21 protein-coding genes and 1 pseudogene are annotated in these 20,891 nt (G+C 40.2%); 5 read left to right on the forward strand and 17 right to left on the reverse strand.

Features of this window, described 5'->3' with window-relative positions:
• Positions 1-27: 27 nt before the first annotated feature.
• The 3 genes from ACFQ19_RS07330 to ACFQ19_RS07340 are packed head-to-tail and all read left to right on the forward strand — an operon-like array spanning position 28 to position 1,793.
• A complete protein-coding gene (locus tag ACFQ19_RS07330) occupies positions 28-492 on the forward strand; it encodes a DinB family protein (protein ID WP_379591424.1) in 465 nt (154 codons plus the stop codon).
• A complete protein-coding gene (locus ACFQ19_RS07335; protein WP_379591425.1) occupies positions 485-1,603 on the forward strand; it encodes an NAD(P)/FAD-dependent oxidoreductase in 1,119 nt (372 codons plus the stop codon). Before ACFQ19_RS07330 ends, ACFQ19_RS07335 begins: the two co-directional genes overlap by 8 nt.
• 58 nt (positions 1,604-1,661) lie before the next feature.
• Positions 1,662-1,793 (forward strand): hypothetical protein, encoded by a 132-nt coding sequence (locus tag ACFQ19_RS07340; RefSeq protein WP_379591426.1) that lies wholly within the window; start codon positions 1,662-1,664, stop codon positions 1,791-1,793.
• A gap of 60 nt (positions 1,794-1,853) precedes the next feature.
• On the opposite strand, the gene ACFQ19_RS07345 is transcribed toward ACFQ19_RS07340, so the two are convergent.
• From ACFQ19_RS07345 to ACFQ19_RS07360, 4 genes are all read right to left on the reverse strand, one after another.
• Positions 1,854-2,507 carry a YczE/YyaS/YitT family protein gene (locus tag ACFQ19_RS07345; RefSeq protein WP_379591427.1) on the reverse strand — a complete coding sequence of 218 codons (654 nt, stop codon included), beginning with the start codon at positions 2,505-2,507 and terminating at the stop codon, positions 1,854-1,856.
• A gap of 136 nt (positions 2,508-2,643) precedes the next feature.
• On the reverse strand, positions 2,644-3,366 hold the full coding sequence (locus ACFQ19_RS07350) for an amino acid ABC transporter ATP-binding protein (protein WP_379591428.1): 723 nt from the start codon (positions 3,364-3,366) through the stop codon (positions 2,644-2,646).
• On the reverse strand, positions 3,366-4,016 hold the full coding sequence (locus tag ACFQ19_RS07355) for an amino acid ABC transporter permease (protein ID WP_379591429.1): 651 nt from the start codon (positions 4,014-4,016) through the stop codon (positions 3,366-3,368). Before ACFQ19_RS07355 ends, ACFQ19_RS07350 begins: the two co-directional genes overlap by 1 nt.
• A 126-nt stretch (positions 4,017-4,142) precedes the next feature.
• Positions 4,143-4,955, reverse strand: coding sequence for a transporter substrate-binding domain-containing protein (locus tag ACFQ19_RS07360; protein WP_379591430.1), 813 nt, complete (start codon positions 4,953-4,955; stop codon positions 4,143-4,145).
• 344 nt (positions 4,956-5,299) lie between these two features.
• On the opposite strand from ACFQ19_RS07360, the gene ACFQ19_RS07365 reads away from it, so the two are divergent.
• The gene (locus ACFQ19_RS07365; RefSeq protein ID WP_379591431.1) at positions 5,300-5,641 is read left to right on the forward strand and encodes a hypothetical protein; all 342 of its coding nucleotides are present in this window, start codon (positions 5,300-5,302) and stop codon (positions 5,639-5,641) included.
• A gap of 68 nt (positions 5,642-5,709) precedes the next feature.
• On the opposite strand, the gene ACFQ19_RS07370 is transcribed toward ACFQ19_RS07365, so the two are convergent.
• From ACFQ19_RS07370 to ACFQ19_RS07415, 11 genes and pseudogenes are all read right to left on the reverse strand, one after another.
• On the reverse strand, positions 5,710-6,657 hold the full coding sequence (locus tag ACFQ19_RS07370; RefSeq protein ID WP_379591432.1) for a bile acid:sodium symporter family protein: 948 nt from the start codon (positions 6,655-6,657) through the stop codon (positions 5,710-5,712).
• 280 nt (positions 6,658-6,937) lie between these two features.
• On the reverse strand, positions 6,938-8,074 hold the full coding sequence (gene solA, locus ACFQ19_RS07375; RefSeq protein WP_379591433.1) for an N-methyl-L-tryptophan oxidase: 1,137 nt from the start codon (positions 8,072-8,074) through the stop codon (positions 6,938-6,940).
• Between the two features lie 23 nt (positions 8,075-8,097).
• Positions 8,098-8,559 (reverse strand): acyl-CoA thioesterase, encoded by a 462-nt coding sequence (locus ACFQ19_RS07380; protein WP_379591434.1) that lies wholly within the window; start codon positions 8,557-8,559, stop codon positions 8,098-8,100.
• A 27-nt stretch (positions 8,560-8,586) separates the two neighbouring features.
• Positions 8,587-10,329: a class I adenylate-forming enzyme family protein gene (locus ACFQ19_RS07385; RefSeq protein ID WP_379591435.1), complete on the reverse strand. Its 1,743-nt coding sequence runs from the start codon at positions 10,327-10,329 to the stop codon at positions 8,587-8,589.
• Positions 10,330-10,483: 154 nt separating this feature from the next.
• Positions 10,484-11,335 carry a metallophosphoesterase gene (locus tag ACFQ19_RS07390; RefSeq protein ID WP_379591436.1) on the reverse strand — a complete coding sequence of 284 codons (852 nt, stop codon included), beginning with the start codon at positions 11,333-11,335 and terminating at the stop codon, positions 10,484-10,486.
• Between the two features lie 96 nt (positions 11,336-11,431).
• Positions 11,432-12,172, reverse strand: a complete 741-nt coding sequence (locus ACFQ19_RS07395; RefSeq protein WP_379591437.1) for an esterase family protein — start codon at positions 12,170-12,172, stop codon at positions 11,432-11,434.
• An 18-nt stretch (positions 12,173-12,190) separates the two neighbouring features.
• A complete protein-coding gene (locus ACFQ19_RS07400; protein WP_379591438.1) occupies positions 12,191-13,360 on the reverse strand; it encodes an ATP-grasp domain-containing protein in 1,170 nt (389 codons plus the stop codon).
• A 252-nt stretch (positions 13,361-13,612) separates the two neighbouring features.
• Positions 13,613-14,440 (reverse strand): alpha/beta hydrolase, encoded by an 828-nt coding sequence (locus ACFQ19_RS07405; protein ID WP_379591439.1) that lies wholly within the window; start codon positions 14,438-14,440, stop codon positions 13,613-13,615.
• A gap of 46 nt (positions 14,441-14,486) precedes the next feature.
• A complete protein-coding gene (locus tag ACFQ19_RS20325; RefSeq protein WP_449290089.1) occupies positions 14,487-15,212 on the reverse strand; it encodes a methyl-accepting chemotaxis protein in 726 nt (241 codons plus the stop codon).
• A 33-nt stretch (positions 15,213-15,245) separates the two neighbouring features.
• Positions 15,246-15,752: pseudogene (locus tag ACFQ19_RS20330) on the reverse strand (protoglobin domain-containing protein); the annotation flags it as partial.
• A 452-nt stretch (positions 15,753-16,204) separates the two neighbouring features.
• Complete coding sequence (locus ACFQ19_RS07415; protein WP_379591475.1) at positions 16,205-16,981, reverse strand: mechanosensitive ion channel family protein; 777 nt, start codon at positions 16,979-16,981, stop codon at positions 16,205-16,207.
• 273 nt (positions 16,982-17,254) lie between these two features.
• Here ACFQ19_RS07415 and ACFQ19_RS07420 point away from each other — a divergent pair, with 273 nt between their 5' ends.
• Positions 17,255-18,826: a PTS sugar transporter gene (locus tag ACFQ19_RS07420; RefSeq protein ID WP_379591441.1), complete on the forward strand. Its 1,572-nt coding sequence runs from the start codon at positions 17,255-17,257 to the stop codon at positions 18,824-18,826.
• A 182-nt stretch (positions 18,827-19,008) separates the two neighbouring features.
• On the opposite strand, the gene ACFQ19_RS07425 is transcribed toward ACFQ19_RS07420, so the two are convergent.
• Together ACFQ19_RS07425 and ACFQ19_RS07430 are read right to left on the reverse strand one after the other, a co-directional pair.
• Positions 19,009-19,443, reverse strand: coding sequence for a hypothetical protein (locus tag ACFQ19_RS07425; protein WP_379591442.1), 435 nt, complete (start codon positions 19,441-19,443; stop codon positions 19,009-19,011).
• Between the two features lie 129 nt (positions 19,444-19,572).
• Positions 19,573-20,766 carry a M20 metallopeptidase family protein gene (locus ACFQ19_RS07430; RefSeq protein ID WP_379591443.1) on the reverse strand — a complete coding sequence of 398 codons (1,194 nt, stop codon included), beginning with the start codon at positions 20,764-20,766 and terminating at the stop codon, positions 19,573-19,575.
• Positions 20,767-20,891: the final 125 nt, after the last annotated feature.

A 20,891-nucleotide genomic window follows, 5' to 3' on the forward strand; every position in this document is an offset into this window, starting at 1 on the left:
ATAAATCTTGTTGGAGGGATGAATAAAATGACTAGAAAACAATTTAATTTAACGCGTACTGCTTTGCTTACATTTGCATCCGAACTGGATGATGCAGTTGTCGATGTACAAGCAGACTATTTTGATACAACGATTCGCTGGCATTTGGGCCACGCGCTCGTAACTATGGAAAAATTCTTATTCCGTTACCCTGTTAAGTCGGAGAATATTCCGGCAAGCTATGCTGACTTTTTCAGTTCCGGCATAAGTCCGCAAGATTGGGAAGAAGAACCTCCCAGCTTAGAAGAACTGCTAAGAGATTTGGAACTTCAGCAGCAGCGTATTAATGAGTTTAACGAACTATTTTGGAAATCCAATGTAACGTTTAAAGTGCCATTCGGCAGTGTCGAAACACACGGTGATTTATTAATTATGCTATCCTTCCGTGAGGCTGAGCTTCTCGGTAAAATCAAAACCATGCATCAGGTTATTGCTGAAGATAAAAATGCGTAAACCTTATGTTATTATCGGCGGCGGCATCTTAGGTGCCAGTACCGCCTTTTATCTTACGCAGCAAGGTGCAGAGGTCATTCTGATTGACCGGAACGATGAAGGACAGGCAACCGATGCCGCTGCCGGCATTATATGTCCGTGGATTTCTCAGCGCCGCAATAAAAAATGGTATCACCTCGCTAAAAACGGCGCCCGTATCTATCCATCTTTGATAACAGCGTTAGAAAAACTTGGTGAACAGGACACGGGGTATGAACAAGTTGGAGCGCTCAGCCTGCATACGGATACCGCCAAGTTAGACGGCATGGAAGAAAGAGCGTATCAACGGCGGGAAGATGCTCCGGAAATCGGGGATATCATCCGGTTAAACGCGGAGGAAACGCAGCAGCGCTTCCCTATGCTGGATAAAGACTATCAAGCGGTTTTTATAAGCGGGGCTGCACGGGTGGACGGAAGAAAATTATTACAATCCTTAAAAAACGCAGCCCAAGCTAATGGCGCTACACTTTTATCAGGGGATGCAGCGTTGCAAGTGACCGGAGATAGAGTCACAGGTGTCCTATGCAATAATGAAGTCATTGCGTCCGAAAAAGTTATTTTAGCAAATGGTGCCTGGATGAAGGAAACAGCAGCATCTCTGGGAATCCAGCTCGATGTCTCTTTCCAGCGTGCACAAATCATGCATCTGGAAATGCCGGGATTGGAAACATCCGATTGGCCGGTTGTCATGCCGCCGGGAGCGAAATATTTACTCACACAGGATGATCATCGTTTTGTCATCGGCTCTACACATGAAGATCAAACAAACTTTGACTACCGGGTTACCGCAGGCGCTTCTCTTGATATTTTACATCAGGGACTTGCGATTGCACCTGATTTAGCTGAAGCTACTGTATTAGAAACCCGGGTCGGCTTCCGTCCATATACCCCTGGTTTCTTGCCAGTTATCGGGGAACTTCCGGGATATACCAATGTTTTGCTGGCAAACGGGCTCGGCTCCTCTGGATTAACGATGGGACCTTTTCTTGGTCAACAGCTTGCAAAATTAACTTTAGATGATAAACTGGATATTCAACCGGAACATTATGATGTGTTATCAGCAATTAAATAAGGAAAGGTCAGCCAGACAATTAGAAAGATATTGTCAACAATGAAAAGAGGTGTACCATTTGAAAGGGTCTTATGTTGTAATCATAATTATTCTTCTCATTATCTTGACAGGCTTTTTTACATGGTTATGGCTGCAAGGCTTTGATGGAAATCAAGAAAGTATAGCAGCTTTATTTGATCAACTGATCTAGCTTTATTAAAATGGACCGTTTCATCTGTTATTCAGTGAAACGGTCCATTTCTATCGGTTATTATGAGGAAGCCTGTGTATTGCGTTCCTTTTGATTTTGGTTTTGCTTATACGTTTTTTTCAATACCATTTTTCCAACCTTTACATACGTCACTTGGAATATCGGACTTTGAATAACCGTAAAAACAAATGTAAATAGAAAAACGGGTCCACCAATCAGCAATCCCAGCACCAACACGCTGGACTCCGTGATAATCCTTACTCTGCCGATCGGCGCTCCAAATTTATCTGCAAGCGAGAGCATAAAGCCATCACGCGGTCCAGACCCAATACCTGCTGCGTTATACACGCCTCCGCCAAAACCCATCAAACAAATGCCAATCAATATAAACAGGATATCCAGCCACGTGTCTGTTGCTGTCGGAAGCAAACCGGTCCAGTGATAAAAATCAACAAATAATCCGACTAATAATGCGTTTAGAAAAGTGCCTGCTTTAATATAACTCCGGTCTAAAAAGAAACAAATACAAATTAACAGAAAGGAAATAATAATATTCCAAGTCCCTACCGTGAAGCCAACCATGTCAAACATAGCTACATTTAACACATCCCACGGGTGGATGCCTAAATGCTGCATGTTCACTGCCAGCGCAATACCGCCGCTAAAAACAAATACGCCTCCAAAAAATAATAGCCATCGAAACAATCTTTCCAAAACTATTACCCTTCTTTCCTGCCAATAATCACCCGCTTCCATAATACCAGTATATGTTTTTTAAAAATAAATAGAAAGCAGGTTATTAGATTCTTAACACCATTATCAATCTGCTTTCTACTTGAACTGCATGTAACTATAAAACTTTATTTAAAAAGTCTTTTGTTCGTTCAGAAGCAGGGTTACTGAAGATGACGTCTGGGGTATTTTCTTCCATAATAACGCCCTCATCCATAAAGAGTACCCTATCTGCCACTTCACGGGCAAATCCCATTTCATGTGTCACAACAACCATCGTCATTCCTTCTTTGGCTAACTGCTTCATTACCTCTAAAACTTCGCCGACAAGCTCCGGATCGAGTGCAGAGGTCGGTTCATCAAAGAGCATCATCTTCGGCTCCATAGCAAGCGCCCGCGCTATCGCTACCCGCTGCTGCTGTCCTCCTGATAATTGGGATGGATACTGATCTGCTTTTTCAGCCAGCCCCACTTTTTCCAACAAAGCTTCTCCTCGCTGTCTTGCTTTTTTTTCGGAAAGCTTACGAACCTTTTGAGGTGCAAGCATCACATTTTGGATTACTGTTTTATGCGGAAACAGGTTAAATTGCTGAAATACCATTCCTACTTCGGTACGTATCATATTAATATCTGTCGTCTTATCCTTTATGGGATAGCCATCAACAATTACATCGCCGCTTGTAATGTCCTCTAATAAATTCAGACACCGCAGAAATGTACTCTTACCAGATCCGCTCGGGCCAATGACACACACGACTTCTTTTTCTTCTACTTTACAATGAATTCCTTTTAAAACTTCATTCTCTCCAAAGCTTTTGTGTAGATCCTGCACAGTAATCATTAATAATTCAACCTTCTTTCAATATACCGCAGCAATAAGGATAGACTAAAATTAATAACTAAGTAAAACAGAGCGACGGTTGTATAAATTTCCACTGCATTAAAATAATTGGAAGCAATATATCTGCCTTGGAACATTAATTCCGGAACTAAAATAACGGATAATAAAGAAGTGTCTTTAATACTGATAATGAATTGGTTTCCAAGAGGCGGAATCATCCGCTTGAAAGCCTGTGGCCAAATAATGTATCGCATAGCCTGATGTTTATTTAATCCTAAAGAACGCCCTGCCTCCATCTGTCCTTTATCAATCGAATCAACAGCGCCTCGAACAATCTCTGCAATATATGCTCCCGAGTTTATCGCAATAACGGCAATACCGGCTGTAATGGAATCCAGATTGTATTGGGTAATAATAGGTAATGCAAAGAAAATCCATATGGCTTGCACAAGTACCGGTGTTCCTCGGATAACTTCCACATAAATGGACGCAATAATAAAAAAGAACTTATTATTGGAAATTCTTCCCAAACCGAATATAGCTCCTAAAGCAAATCCGATTAATAAGCCAATAACGGAGATTAATAATGTATAATACAAACCTTTACCTAGTTGCGGTAAAAAATCAACAATCTGCGTAAAATCAAACATCCCCTCACCTCTCTTAACAATAAAATAAAGAGCCGTGCACGGATTGCCAGCTCCTTATTTTATCTCTGCCAAATGAACTGCACTTCATATTTTAATTCGTCGTTCTATGAGGTACCTGCCCTTTTTTTACTCTGAAGCGTCAAACCATTTGTCATAAATCTCATCATATGTTCCATTTTCATGTAGCGTAGCCAGAGCATCATTAATCGCAGCTACTAACTCTTCATTTCCTTTAGAAATCGCAATACCGTAGTCTTCTGCCTGATAAGTTTCCCCTACGGCCTTTAATCCATCACCAGTTGTTGCGATATAGTATTCTACGTTAGGCAGGTCATACACCGCTGCATCCGCACTTCCATTTTCAACAGACATATATACCTGATCTAGTTGTTCATAAGTATCAATGGTCTTATCCTCCAGATTTTCCTCCAAAAATTGAGCACTTGTAGAGCCTAACCTTGTTGCAACCGTTTTCCCTTCCAAGTCTTCTAAACTGTTAATATCTTCATTATCCTCCGGGACAGCAATGGTAATACCTGATTCATAATAAGGATCACTGAAATCAACAGTTCCTTTTCTTTCTTCTGTAATACTTATGCCAGCTACCGCAATTTCAAATTGGCCTGTTTGTAAGCCCGGGATAATTCCATCGAAATTCGTTGTTTGAATTTCTCCTTCAATTTCAAATCCTGCTTCTTCAGCAATCGCTGTAATTAATTCAATATCAAAACCAACTAACTCCCCGTCTTCCATAAATTCAAAAGGCACAAAAGAATTATCACTTACAACGGTGTATGAGTCATTCAAATCATAATCCCCATTCTCTGCTTCTGCTTCTCCATCATCGCCAGAAGCATCACCCTCGTCGCCACATGCTGCTAAAATAAGTAATGAAATGAATACGAGCATCAAAATCCAATAACTTTTTTTACTCCCCATCCTCATTTGCCCCCTAATCGTTATTTTGGTTGATATGGATAAAAACAAAGTACTTAAAATGAATTATACCAAAAATCTGTTTTTATTCAAAATTCTTTATTCGCCCATATTTCAGAAAATGAACCCAAATTCTTTGATTTTAACGCTTCCCCCTTCGTTTACATTCCTTAAACGCTACAATCGTCAGGAATCCTTCCTTTTTCACTCACATATACCCCACAGCAGTTTTTTTAAGCAAGAATATACTGTATCTGTTAAACTATTCCTGTGGCAATATGCTCAAAAAGTTACCAATCATTTTGAGTGAGACGAATGAATCACATATACAGGAGGTCTGTATCAATATGCAAGATAATATCTCTATTTTGGAGTGGAAAGCGTTTGTTGAAAATAAACGAAAAAATAAAATGGTAGTGAAAGTGATCTGGAATGATACCGATAGGTTAACATTGCTTATCACACCAAATATGAAAGTGCATTCTTTTATTTTGGATGAAAAAGAAGGATACCTGCTTTATGACAGTGAAGGAAAACAAATAACCGCTCCTGTCCCTTCCATTATTCCGAACGATGCGTTTACAGACGGCCAAATTGAACAAAGAGCCATTTCAGAAGGAAAAGTAACTTTTTATGGAGAACGCTTATCCAAACAAGACTTACAACTATTAAACCAATCTGTAAATTAAAGAAAAAGCCGTCAAAAATTGTATTGACGGCTTTTTCTTGAGGCAATTTTTCTCTGAAAACTTTTGCCTTACGTATTTTCGTTTTTCTCATCATATTTTGACCAAAAAGTCGCAAGAACCGGCCCGGAAATATTGTGCCATATACTGAAAATAACGCTTGGCACAGCGGCAATTGGCGTAGCAGTAAAGAATGTTAATGCTAATGTAGAAGCCAAGCCCGAGTTCTGCATACCAACTTCGATAGATACTGCCTTTTGATCCGGGAAACTTAATTTACATAGTCTGGCAATAACAAAACCAAATAACAAACCTAATAAATTATGCAACACGACAACACCAAAAATTAGTAAACCCGACGTGGCAACAGCATCTTTATTTACAGAAACAACTGCCGTAGCAACTGCAACAATACCTATGACCGAAACAAGCGGAAGTACGGGAATACTTTTTTCAACTTGTTTATTAAATAATAATCGGATGATAAATCCTAAAATAATCGGAATAAGAACAACCTGCAATATTTCCATAAACATATTTTGGAAGGAAACGGGCATCCACTGGTTCGCTAATAAAAGGGTTAATGCCGGTGTCAACACTGGTGCTAATAAAGTGGAAACCGTTGTTGCTGATACAGACAAAGCTGTATTTCCTTTTGCTAAGTAAGTAATAACGTTGGAAGCTGTTCCGCCCGGCGAACATCCTACCAGAATAACGCCAACTGCTATCTCAGACGGCAATTGAAAAGCAACAGCTAAACCATATGCTATGAGCGACATCACGATATATTGTGCAAGAACCGTAATGAGTACACTTTTCGGTGTTTTTAATACATCTTTAAAATCTTTCGGGGTAAGGGTTAACCCCATACCAAACATAATAATTCCAAGCAAAATACCTACATGCGGCGAAATCCAAGTAAAACCGGCCGGAAACAGGAAACTGATAATCGCAAACAAAATAACCCAAAAGGCAAAAGTATTTCCCGCAAAGGTACTGATTCTTTCTAACGTCTTCACTTTCAAATCCTCCTAAAATCCATTCGTTCTCAGCTTCTCATCTATAAAATTCAGATAATTTAATCAGTTATTTCTGAAAAGAAAAAAGCAACAGAAGCCACATTGCATTTCTTTTTATTATAAAATAAAAGATGTTTCTATATAATACCAAAAATCAAACAATTATGTCTATACTTGGTGTGTAAACGGACTTCTAAAACACACCCTTATTATATTCTATAATTCTAAATCTTTCTTATCTATATGCTGCAGAAGGATGTGTCAACCACACCCTTCCTTTTTATAATGATTCATCAAATCGGCTTAATCGAAAACTTCCCAAACTGACAGCCGATTCTTTTTCCATTAATATGTTTGCCAAACAGTCACCAATACCACTTGCAAATTTAAAACCATGACCGGAGAAGCCGCAAGCAACCACAACATTGGCATGTCCCGGCAGGTAATCAATAATAAAATCCTCATCAGGGGTATTAGTATACGTACATACCCTGCCTTCTTTTAATTCTATATCCTTCGAAAAATGCTCATGCGCAAAATGCAGCGTCTCCTGTTCATCTTCCGGATAAGCTCCGAAAGGGTCCAACTCTCCCGGATCAACTAAAGGTTGTCCGCTGTCATGTCTGCCAATTTTCAAACCTGTACCGTCAATACTCGGGAAGCCATAATATGTACTTTCCTCCCCGATATGGCCCCAGCCGGGAAACGCCCCTTCTTCGTAGTTCGCTTCTTCGGCTGCTGTAAACCAGGAAAATGTCTTACGTACCGGTGTCAGCGGCAATGTAATATCAAGCAGCTTTGTTACTTGATTTGTCCCTTTCCCAGCAGTGATGAGTAACTTTTCCCCTGCGACTTCACCATTTTCTAATTTCACAGTTACACGATCAGTTGTTGTTTCAATCGCTTGGACATAGCTGTTTGTATATAGGTCTGCTCCATTTTTTTCTGCTAATGCCCGGTATGTCCGAACCGCATTTTCACTGAACACAACGCCAGAGGTTTTTTCAAAATAACCAATTGATTCCGAATCTAATTGAAATCCCGGCCAGCGTGCATTAATCTCTTCTGCAGTCATGACTTCCAGAGGCAGATAATATTCTTTTGCCGATTGTTCAACCGTTTCTAAAAACGTATTTCCTTTTGGACCAAAATTAAGTACACCTGTCTTTGCAAATATGCGTTCCTCTGTTTTCTCATCCAGCACTTCCCATAATTTTTGTGCATGTAAGGCCAGAGGGACATAATTACCTCCTTCGCCATAAGCATGGCGAATCAGTCTTGTCCCTCCATGATGGGAACCTGATTCATGAGGTGGATCAAAAGCATCAATCAGGGCAACTTTCTGCCCCGCTTCTGTTAAGTAGTAACCAGCAGCCATCCCCATAGAACCAGCCCCTATAATAATTACATCATACATTTTTCCACTGCTCCTTATGTCATTTATTCAGCGATTTGTTGCAATCGCTCATACAGCTCCGGATGCGTCTTACGAAGCTTGACAGGTTTCCAGGCATCATTCACCCACATATGTGTTGTTTTTCCTGTTGTCAATAATTCCCCATAAGGTTCATCTATCGTAGCATCTCCCTGCCAATCCGCTTCCGTAATCCTTCTTGCTTCATATGCAAATACGAGCCGGATTGGCGAATATGCTTCGATACGTGTAAATAACACGACCAGATCATCAAATCTTGCGGAGCTTTTATACACGGCATTCACATCCAGTACCGGCAACATCAGACCTTGCTCCTCCATGGCATGATAAGACAAGTCAAAATACCTCATCCATTCTGTCCGTGCTACCTCAAACCATGTAATATAGTTTGCGTGATGGACAACTCCCATCCGGTCTGTATCTTTGTATTGCACACGCATTCGGTGCTGATGCCACTGTTGTGTCATTTGCATTTCCTCCTGTTTCTGCTTTTTCTATTCTTTGGAACGTTTTAATTTCTCCTCTGCTATTTCCTGTAAACGGAATTTTTGAATTTTTCCTGTACTGGTCAGCGGCCAATCGGACGACTGTATAACCCAAACATATCTTGGAATTTTAAAACGTGCTAATTTATCTGCACACCATTGAACAATGTCTTTTCTGGTGACGGATTCACCTTCATGCACTTCGATAAAAGCTGCACCAATTTCCGTTGTCATGGAATCAGACACACCGATGACGCCTACTTGAGCTATAGCGGGATGTTCAGAAATGACTGTCTCCACTTCTCTGGGAGCAACTAATTCACCAGAAACTTTGAACATTTCTTTACTGCGTCCCAGAAGCTGCACATAGCCGTTTTCATCCACCCTGCCAACATCGCCTGTACGCAGCCAGCCATCCTTATCAATAGCTTCCGCTGTCTCATCTGGTTTATTGTAATAGCCTCTTGTCACAGATGGTCCGCGAACTGTTAGCTCCCCAATACTTCCGCTTTCTAATGTTTGTCCATTTTCCGGATCGACGGTTTTATATTCTGTCGCATGCCCCGCGAATTCTGTAAGTCCGCTCGTGCCAGCCAATTTGGGACGGCCAACCCGGGTTGCTATTGTTTCTAAATCATCGCCAATTTCCGTTGTAACACCCGAAGAAGCTACCTCTGTCTGTCCATAACCAGTAACGATTTCTGTCAGACCAAGGGTTTCCATCGCCTTTTTCCACACTGGTACTGGAGCAGGCGCAGCTCCGCACCACATTGCAAATAAAGCAGATAAATCGAACGCAGTCACTTGCGGATGATTTAATAGCGGAACAAGGGTAGATGGAACGCATAAATAATCATTCGCATGATACGTTTCCATTAATTCCAACGATTTTAATGGAGAAGCGCCAAGCGCAGAAATAAATGATCCGCCGACAAAAGACATTGCAAGTATCGCTTCTACAATGGCAAAGCAATGATAAAACGGTAAAGGAGCAAATGTGACCCGCCCCTTTTCAATCGCACGGCTATAGCACGTACTATACGCACAGCGCAGCAGCATATCATGGGTAAGCATCACACCTTTAGGACTTCCTGTAGAACCGGAAGTATACATAATAATCGCTACCTCGTCTGCATAGCGGGATGCCTCCCAGCGGTTCATCCATTCCGCTTCCGACACCTTATCAGCGCCTTGCAAAAAATCTTCCCATGATATAAAAGCAGAGGGAATAGCTGTATTTTCTTCTGTTTGCATACAAATGACTTTTTCCAGCGAAGCCTCCTCTTGAAAATCTTTCTCCTGCAATAACTCCGATACAGTCTGCGCATGTTTTTTCCCCTTAACGAAGTCATGTACAAGAAGATAATTCGTATCTGATTGTTTTAAAATATATTTTAATTCTTCTTTTGAAAGCATCGAATTCAAAGGAATAAACACAGCTCCTACCATGGATGACGCAATCATCAAAGACGGGTAAGTCGCATCATTATCCATTAGAACAGCAACATGCTCCCGTCTTTTTACGCCGCTATAGATAAAAGCTTTTGCGATTTGTACAGCCTGGTTCCATACATCTTGATATGTATAAGTTTTCCCGTCAATATGCATAAAAGCCTGATTTGCATATGCATTCACACTTGTTTGAAAATGAGAGGCAATCGTATCTCTATTCCAAACCGGATAAGCTTCAATTAAATCATTTCTTCTTTCGTCGACACTTTTAAATGTTTTTGTATTTTGCAGATGATCCATATTAAAAATCCTCCTTTAACAATCTCCCTTTATGTAAACTCTAGCTACTTTCTATTCGAATTATATCATTTTGAGGGATGGAATTTAACTGGGAGGTTTTTAATCAAAAAACAAGCAACAGCCCCTCTTCCCAACTAGGTGCTACTTGCTTTTCCTATCCTTCCCCCTGAATCGTAATCAAGCTTACCTGACTCTGATTCAAAAACCTTACTGGCAGACCGCTCGTGCCAAGCCCGCTATCAATATACAAATAACGCTCAGCTCCTAATGGATATACGCCTTCTTGTAATTCGGGAAATAGTCCTTCATCAGGGGCAATCAATGCTCCAATAAACGGCATTCTCACTTGTCCGCCGTGCGTATGTCCGCTCAATACGAGATCTGCTTTCACATCCGGATATTTTTGAACGACGGATGGCGCATGAGAAAGTAAAATAGTATAATTCTGCGGATCTGCCTCAGCAAATGCCAAAGACATGGATTCATGCGATGTTGATACGTCATTCACACCGACCAGATTAAACAGTTGCCCGTCTTTTTCTACCTGCGTACTTTCATTACGCAGAAGATGCACGCCTCTATTCTCTAACTCTGTTAAAAATACATCCTTTCCGGGATTTTCATGCTCATGATTTCCTGTCACAAAATACGTATCCGGATTAATTTCCACTAATTCTTCGGCCAGATGCAGGGCGATGTCTAAATCTTTTGTTTTCCGGTCAATTAAATCACCTGTCAGTACAATGATATCGGCTTCAAGTTCCTTCACTTTTTCCAGTACTTCTGAATTTCCTTCTCCAAATGAACGGCTATGTACATCGGTTATCTGCAATATCGTCAGTTCAGAACTTGCTTCCAGCTTTGTACTGGTAAACTGCTCTTTATTTAATTTAAATATGTTGGTATCCAAGTACACTTTCAGCATTATGGACAGTATTGCCAGCAGCAGGGCGATCACAATCATGCTTCTCTTTATCCTGTTCTTTAATTTCGTCATTCGCTTCATTTTCTAACCTCTTTATCTTTCTATTTTCTGAACAGAAACCGTATCCCTGCCACCACTGAAAAACACCAGTACTCTAATTATACTGGTGTTCCTCTTTCAGGAAAATAGTTTTTTCAGATAATAAGGCATCTGCTTCCGCCACCAGGCCCAGTCATGGGAAACATCTTCGCCCCATTCATCAAACCAGGCAGGGATCTGTTTCTCTGCAAATGCTTTTTTCAAAGTGTAGAAAGAAGGCAATCCGTCCTGTTCCCAGTCACCAAGCCCAGTACAGATAATGGTATTTGCAGATCGGTAACGGTCTATAAACCAGCCATCATTCTGGTTCCAGATATAATCACTTGGAGAATTTTCATATACCAGCGGATCATCTCCGTAATCCCCAAAAAAGAAACGTGCATCATACACGCCGCTGAGTGCAACGGTTGTCTGAAAAACATCCGGATGTCTCAAGAAAAAATTCAGCGCATGATAAGCCCCCATGCTGCAGCCGGTTGTCATCATCGGATTAAACCAATTTGTCTGATGTTTGATAAAAGGAATGGCTTCTCCAATCACATAACGATCATATGCCTCATGTGCCAACGCGCGGTCGTGCGCCGGCTTGGATTCATGCAGCCAGCTTTCACCGTCTATACTGGCTAATGCAAAAAACTGTACTTTACCTGCTTCTATCAACTCCTGACAGGCGTCAATCATTCCAAAATCGTAGTATTCAAAATGCGATCCGCCGGATGAGGGAAAAACAACAATCGGCATGCCGCTATGTCCATATCTGTTTAGCGGCATCTCCCTTCCTAATTCTCCGCTCCAATGGCTTAATTGTTCCATATGCATGATAGACGTCTCCTGTCTCTATTTTTTTCGTTCATGTACAAAACGGGTAATCTGATTCACTTCTTCTTCTGTCTCTGCATTAATCGCGTAAAATTGATTTCCCTGCAAATGGGCAAATGCTTCCGGCATACGCTCAGCAAATTTCACTTTATCACCAAACCGGTCACGAATAGCCTTGGTATCATTTTGATATTGGTACGCATCTCGCTGTGTCACACCAATACAGAACTGATTAGGCACTTTCGGCTCCTGAAACTTCCCTCCAGTCACAAGTGTTGCATATTGCGCAAATAAGTCTGTCGAATAAGCGTAATTATACATATCAATCGTATAACCTCCAGCCAGACGATTATTATATTCCAGCGCGACATAATCTCCCGTTTCCAATTGGAAAAATTCAATATGGAAAAATCGCTCCTTCATACCAAACGTTTTCACGATAGCTTTTCCATAAGCTTCCAGCTTAGGTTCAATTTCTTTTTGGATAACATAGAATAAATCCAGCTGGCCTTGAACAAGCTCCAATGTCGGCACATTATATGTGAAGCTTGTCTGAAAAACAATATTCCCTTCCTGATCCGTCAAGCCATCAAAGGTACAAAGCTTGCCTCCTTCGATATAAGGTTCCAAAAAATACGCAGTTTTTTCCGCCCATTCTGCCTCAAATTGACGTACATCTTCCTCTGAACTCAATTTAAACGTTGCGGCAGAACCCACACCATTATCTGGTTTTGCAATCACTGGAAGCCCTAATTGTGCTACAGCCTCCGTCAATTCTTGTTCATTTTCAACAACGCTCCCCTCTACTACCGGTACACCAGCTTTTCGAAACAGTTTTTTCATTTCTGATTTCAATTTCACCTTTTTCAAATCTGCCGGTTTATTCCCATACACATGAAATTGTTCCCGGAGTTGTGCATCCAGCTCTAACCAATACTCGTTATGCGATTCAATCCGGTCAATCGGACCATGTTTATAAAATAGAAATGCTACAGCGCGTTTCACTTCATCCAGATTCTCCAAACTTTTGACACGATAATATTCGCTTAAAGATGTTTGTAATGTCGAACCCAATTGCTCATAAGGTTCTTCCCCAATCCCGAAAACATAAACACCTGCATCTTTCAAACGATGCGCAAAATTTTGAAAATTTTTAGGATAATATGGTGAAATTAGAATATAATTCATCTTAAAACTCCTTTCCTGACCTGGGCAAAAATCATTATGTTGCTGTTAAAATACCATTTATCTCTATTAAAATCAATCTTATTTTTTGAAAGTTACCAAAAATGCAAGGCATTTATTCAAAATATACGCCTTTCTCTTTTGAAAAGAAACATCTGCCAGAACGAAACCAACACAATAAAGCCGGCGAAAATGCCAGCTCTATTTTCACCTACTCCTGCGAAATACTTCTTTCCATCTGCAACACATACTTTTTCATGACCAATTGGCGCTTAAAAAACGCAAACATTCCGGAAGATGTTTGGACCAGTAAACTTCATTATGTTCCTCGTCCGAAAAAATATTTAAATCAATTTGTTCAATGGGGACCTGTCCTTTGATCAACTGCTTATAATACTTCAAGGAACAATCGATATATGCCTGCTTCATATTTCCATACATTAATTTCCGGTCCGTATCGTCCCCTTCTTCTGTTCCGACTTGGATATAGACTCGTTGTTCCGGATCTAACGTCTCCCTGTCTAGATAATGGTCAAACGCTTGGTTTGTAATCCAATTTGCAAGTGAGAAGATCCCTAAGCAGCCAATTTGGTTTTTGTATTCAATCCCCATAAATGCTGAAATATTGCCGCCTAAGGAACTGCCAATCATCGCGGTATGATATTTATCTGATTTCGTCCGATAATTTTCATCAATAAATGGCTTCACGACCTTCATTATAAATTCCGCAAATTCCGTACCTCTCCCGCCCAGCTCAATATCTTCGGGCAGCGGGCTTTCTGTAATTTTCCAGGGTGTATATTCGTTGATCCGCTCTTGTTCTCCATTGTCGATTCCCACAATAATCATCTTGGGAAGATCTGGATTTCGCTTGATGGCAGGAATAACCTTCCAGGAGCACCCACTGAAGGCTTCACTGCTGTAAAATACATTCTGCCCATCATGCATATAAACAACGGGATAATGGCGATTTTCTTCTTCATAATCCTTTGGCAATAGCACCCGCACACGGCGTTTCTCCTTTTTATAAGCCATTGGAAGTTCATGTGTCTCCAGTTTCAAATAAAAATAGGATTGTCTCATTTCCTGCGCCTCATTCCATTATGTTTTTAATTGCGGTAAGTTCCGTCTATTTGTCTATCGTATGAAATTCCAGAGAATAGTTCTCAATATCCCGCATGGAAGATTCTATGTCATGAATACTCTGCTGATTTTCTTCCAGGGATTGCTGAATGTTGCTGCTGTTCTCTGCAATAAGTGCCATGGATTCAGAGACACGGCTTAAAATAGCTTCTGTACCTGCTGTTTGTTCACGCACTGTTTTAACTTCTTCTTGTGTTTCTTTGATAGCTTCATGGCTGTTTGAAACCTGTTCATTTGTCTCCAGAATCAGATTGCTCACCTCTGCCACCGCTTTTTGAGATTGCTCGGCAAGTTTTCTTACTTCATCTGCTACCACGGCAAAGCCTTTCCCCTGTTCTCCGACTCTGGCTGCTTCAATAGACGCATTTAAAGCTAATAAATTCGTCTGTCCTGCTATCGATTCTACAATGGAAATAACCGATTTTATTTCCTCTGCACTGCTGGTTAGCTGTTCCAGCCTCTCCATAACACGTGTCATATGATTATCCAGATGGGACATGCCTTCGTTTGTACGCTGCGTCTGTTCCACTCCCTGCTGTGCCGAAGCGCTTGTCGTCGCAGCCACTTCTTCTCCTTGTTTGGAAATGTGACGAATGCGCTCTGCCTGCTCCACCATTTTGGCTACAGACTGATTTGTTTCCGCGGATAAGGCATTTAACCGTTCTGCGGTTTCCTGCATGGAAATAATCAGGTTTCTGTTTTTTTCATCCATCTCATTTCTTGTTTCATCAATATCCGCTTCATACGCTTCTAAAACAATCTGTTGTTCAAAACTCAATAGCTTATTGATGACTTGGACAGCATTTAAAAAATTTTCTCTGTCCTGATATGTATCAGATAACAGCCTGGATATTTGAAAGAAAAGCTCTTGAAAGGAAGCAATATACCATTTAGGCTCCAGACCAATATGTACATGTACGCTGGCAATCCTCCGACGTTTTTCAATAAATCCTTGATTGATTTCTCCTGAAAACATTTCAATAATATGTGTTTTCAATGTTTGTTTTAAACGGTGAATGGAACTGTTATTTTCAATAATTCCCATTAATTTAGAGGAAAGAGCCAGATTATCATAAAAAGCATCGATAATAAGGTTGATATTATCTTTAATGATCGGCTTCAATAACTTGGCAACGGCCAAATCTTGTTTCGTTATTTTTGATATTTGCAGCTGCAGCGCTACATCGGTTTGTCGCAAGTTTTCCAAAACGACCGTTTCTTCTTTGCTTTTTTCTAATAAATTTGTTTCCATTTCTTCTTTTCGAAAAATATTTCTCACCAAATCACTCCTGCTATTTGTATGGCAAATTAGTTACGATGTAATCAATAATCCTTATCAAAACGGTATTCATTCTTAAGACTAATTTACTGGTTTATCTCTCTGTCATTATACAGGATATGCACGAGTATATGGGCGGAAATGTAAAGAAAATATACGTTCATTGTAAATTTCACACGAAAAGATCTTTTACAAAGAATCGAAGCAAAAGAGACTTCCTGTCCTTCTTTTCTATACCCATATGCGTCATTATTGAACCCTTTTTTTTACATCCATTTATTATGAAGGACGTCCGTTAAAATCCCCCGAATCACCCAACAAATCATTCATAAGGAAAAATAAAAAAGGCTATCGCAATTGATAACCCTCTTATAGACACATAGACACGCTAATGAAATTATCATTGGACACCTTTTTGTCAAACACTATTCCTGCGATCTTTCAGCATACGTATTCTCGTCATTCTCCTGTTTCGCATCCAGTGCTTCTTTAATTGCTTTTCGCAAGTCGCGTTCTACTTTCCATTGTCCCATCGCTTCTGTTTTAGCGATAACGCGTAAAGTAATTTCCGTTGAAGCAAACGTTTGTACACCCAGTACATCCGGACCTTCCACGATTTTCGGATTTTCTTCCTTAACAGCATCACACGCTGCTTGAATGGTATTCACCGCTTCGTCAATATTATCCGAATATGGGATAGCAATGTCTACTAACGCCTCCATACTTCCGCGGGAATGGTTGCTTAAAGAACCGATTTCCCTGTTCGGCACATAATTTAATGTCCCATCAAAACTGCGGATTTGCATTGTACGCAAACCGACATCCTCTACGACACCATCAAATCCGGCAACCGTCACATAATCACCGACATCCACTTGTTTTTCCAAGAGCAGGAAAAAGCCCGTAACAACATCGCTGACGATACCTTGTGCACCAAAACCAATCGCGAGCCCTACAATCCCAGCTCCTGCAATCAGTCCAGCAGCATTAATATTAAATATCCCTAGAATAATGACCAGCGTAATGAAAAATAGAACATAGGAATACACGCTGATTGCTAAAGACTGTAACGTTTTCGTTCTGCCGGCAGACATTTTTCGTTTAACCTGCACTTTTGTAAAAGTATTCTTAATAAACTTCTTTCCAACCGCGCGGACAATCCAAAAAACAAGCAAGGTGACAACCAGTTTTAAGATAGTCATTCCGGTATTTAGAAGAAATTGTTCCCAATTGATATTTTCTACCCAACCCAACCTTATCTCTCCTTTATTACTTCAATAATGGATGATTATATCAAAAGGGATATCTAAAGTAAAATAAGAACAGATTCGTGGTTCATTGCAGATTCAAAAAGGAACCAAAACCCATTCTTTTATTTTATTTATAATTTTGAAAGACTTTAACACTTTAGTATGATAAAATGTTAATACATTAAATACTTAACGTATTGAAACTATCTACCTGGAGGAATTATCTTGAAAAATATTGCTATCATAGGTAGCTCAGGCGGCAATCTGTTTAATTTAGGAGGGAAAAATCCAAGGAAACTGTTAGATGAGATTAAAAATCAATGCCATGCTGCGAATTTTCATATAGCTGCCATTCAATTTATCGCTACGGAGGTTTCCATGGATCAGGCAAAAGCAGATTCAAAAACAAGCCTCTTTACAATGGATGAAGAAGGAGAAATCACGCAATCCGCTACCAATACATTAGAAAAAATAAATGAACAAGCAAAACAGACAGACGAACAGATAGCTGCGCTTATACGTAATCAAACAATCGATGGATTAATTGTCATGAGCGCTGAAGCAAAGGGTGCAAATCAACTGGTCATTGACGCAGCCGCTGAAAGGAATATTCCTATTGTTGGCACAGGCGGAACCTCGATGGCAACCATTGGCGCAAAAGGTGCGAACATTATTGCTCAATCAGGAACAACTGGGACAACCAATCGAACACGAGCAATCTCATTCATTACCTCCCTTGCAAAGTATTGGGATATGAAATATAAGCCAATCATTGGAACAGCTAATAAAAACGATACTGAAATCAGTGGAAGCATTTGGAAAAACATTCATATTCGCGGCATCATGGTTTCTGCGTTACCAGGATTTATCGCAATGGCACTCGTTCTTGCACTAAGCAAAATTCCGATACTCAGCGGCCTGGAAGATATTTTTGATATCATGATTGGGGCACTACCAATTATTATCGCAACGATTGCCGCAAAACAAATATCAAATTTAGACGAGGTCTCCATTGTGGCTGGGGTTATAGCCGGCGTATTATCCGTCGATGGGGGCATTATCGGCGGTCTCATCGGCGGTATTTTAGCCGGAGTTTTCGTACATTATTTCTTTCAAAAATGTGTTCATTGGAAATTCCCAATGACCACTGTAAATATCGTCACAGGTGGTCTGGCCGGTTTACTTGCAGGTCTATTAGTCTACTTTTTATTCGCACCCATCGCATTGTTAATCGGAGATGGAATAAAAAATGCCATTGAAGCTGCTATTTCATTCAGCCCTATTCTGGCAGGATTGCTTGGAGGCCTGCTCATTTGGCCGGCCATTTTAGGTGGGATATACCATGCCGCTATTCTGCCAATCGTATTATTGGAAATGGAACAAACAGGAGTAAGTTTCTTAGGAGCTATTGATATGGTTGGATTAGTTATGGTGTCTGCTGGAATTAACTTAGCAAACATCGTTGCCCCAAGGGAGAAAGGAGAAGCAGCTGCTGCAACTCCAGGATTCTTGATTAATATGGGATTTGGAACATTTGTAGAAGCAGCCTATCCATTTATGTTCTCTAATAAAATGGTATTCGCCGGTGCGATTCTATCTGCCGGTGTCGGAGGTGCACTGGTTGGTCTGTTTGATGTGCGTGGAACTGCCTACGTTCCAACATTCACTACCCCATTTTTATCCGACCATCCTGTAGGCTTTATTATTGCTATGCTTGCTTCCTTTGTGCTTTCTTTTTCGATTACATTGATTGCAAATAAGAAAAAGAAAGTTGGAGAGGAAGGGTTGAATGCTTAAAGATTAGAAAAGCGTAGATAGATTGAATAATGAATAAGAATCATTAAGAAAGGTCGTCACCCTTACTTGCGGTGTCGACCTTCATAATTTTTATACATTCCAAAACCATTTCAGATACAATATTCATGGCTTGTAGATGAACATTTATAGGAAGATACAATACTTCCATTTCAATTTAAATGTTAATCAAAATCCCCCTGCCCTTTCAACAATACAGAAACTCCGCTCTTATCTTCCTCTACTTTCCAATTCAAAGAAAGCATATGCTTTAACTCTTCCAAAGAAGAAGTGTCTATATTCAAACCCAAAACTCCTGTTTGCAGCCTCTGATAATCCTTTTCAGGTTCTTTCCCAAACTTCAATCTCAATAATCTATCCAATCCGTTAACTGTCACAAATTTAACCGTATAACCTTCATTAATCGCTTGTTCAAAAGACGAAAAACCCTTCTCCGCCAAAACGATTAACTGTTCAAAATCAAATTTTTCGTTTAATTTCTGCCATTTTGACACATCTTTTTCTTTTACATCCTGAATCATTTCCTCATTTGTTACGTTATTCGTACGCAATGTTTCAATCATATAAGCTTCCATTTGTGAAATTTTTGGTCTATTCATTCGTAAGTTCCTTTCTAACTCTGGTTCTCAAAAGCAGCTAGCCTTGATACCAAAACTATAAAGCTAATACTCCTCTGTATATATCCCTTTTTGAAAGAAATATTTTCTCTCCCAAACCTTTCCCTTACCTTAAAATAAGTAATGGTGAATGATAGATGCAAATGCCTTTTCTATATTTACTAAAGCACGTTCATCAATATCGAACCGCGGATGATGATGCGGGTAATGCGTAGCTTCATCTTCATTTCTTGAACCGATCCGGAAATAGGTTCCCGGTTTTTCTTCCAGAAAATAAGAAAAGTCTTCTGCTCCCATTACCGTAGCTAATTCTACAACATTCTCTTTGCCAAATGTGTCCTCAAATAAGTCGCTGGCAACGTCTGTTTCTGCTTTATGATTAAACAATGCTGGATATCCTCTTAAAAAGTCTAATTCATACGTTGCATGGAAAGCTGCTGTAATACCATCCAGAATCGAACGAATCTCGTTTTCTACTTTATCCCGTACCTCAGGCTCAAAAGTTCGGACTGTTCCTTCAATTCGTACTGTATCCGGTATCACATTAAATGCATTTCCAGCATGAAAAACACCGATCGTGACAACTGCTGATTGCAAAGGATCAATTTGACGGCTTACAATTTTCTGCAATGCCTCTACTACACTGGTTCCAATGACAAGGGAATCCTTCGATTCATGCGGACGAGCACCATGGCCGCCTTGGCCTTTAATATCGATGGCAAACTTATCCACTGCAGCCATCCGGCGTCCCTCTCCGACTGCTGCTTTTCCAAGCGGAATGTCGGAAGCTAGATGCGCGCCAAATACATAATCCACATCATCCAAGATGCCTTCTTCAATCATAAATTTTGCTCCTCCAGGCGGTGTTTCTTCTGCCGGTTGGAAGACAAAAACGATGCTTCCTTTTAGTTTTTCTGTATATTGACTGAGTACTTTTGCCACCCCGAGCAGAGCAGCTGTATGTCCATCATGACCGCAAGCATGCATGACTCCCGGATTCGTAGATTTATAAGGTGTTTCCTTTTCATCTTCTATTGGCAATGCATCAAAATCCGCACGTAATGCTATTTTTTTACCGGGTTCACTGCCTTCTAAAACACTTATAAGGCCATTGCCTCCAATATTTTTCTGCACATCCAGTCCAAAGCTTTTTAATTTTTCTTCAATATATGCTGCTGTATGTACTTCTTGGAAAGATAATTCCGGATTCTGGTGCATGTATCTTCTCCATCCTTGTACTTCTTCAAAGGACTGTTCCAACTGCGCATGAATAGAATCAATGACGTTATCTTTTGTATTCCCCATTTCAAAACCCTCCGTTTATCCTTTTTATTGAAACTTTCATTCTATTTCTGAAATATTATTTAATCATAAAGCATATTAATCTTAGTTGTCAACTAGGTTTAATGTTGCTATTTAAATAAAAATAA

It is taken from the genome of Oceanobacillus locisalsi, assembly GCF_042675985.1.
Lineage (GTDB): Bacteria > Bacillota > Bacilli > Bacillales > Amphibacillaceae > Oceanobacillus > Oceanobacillus locisalsi.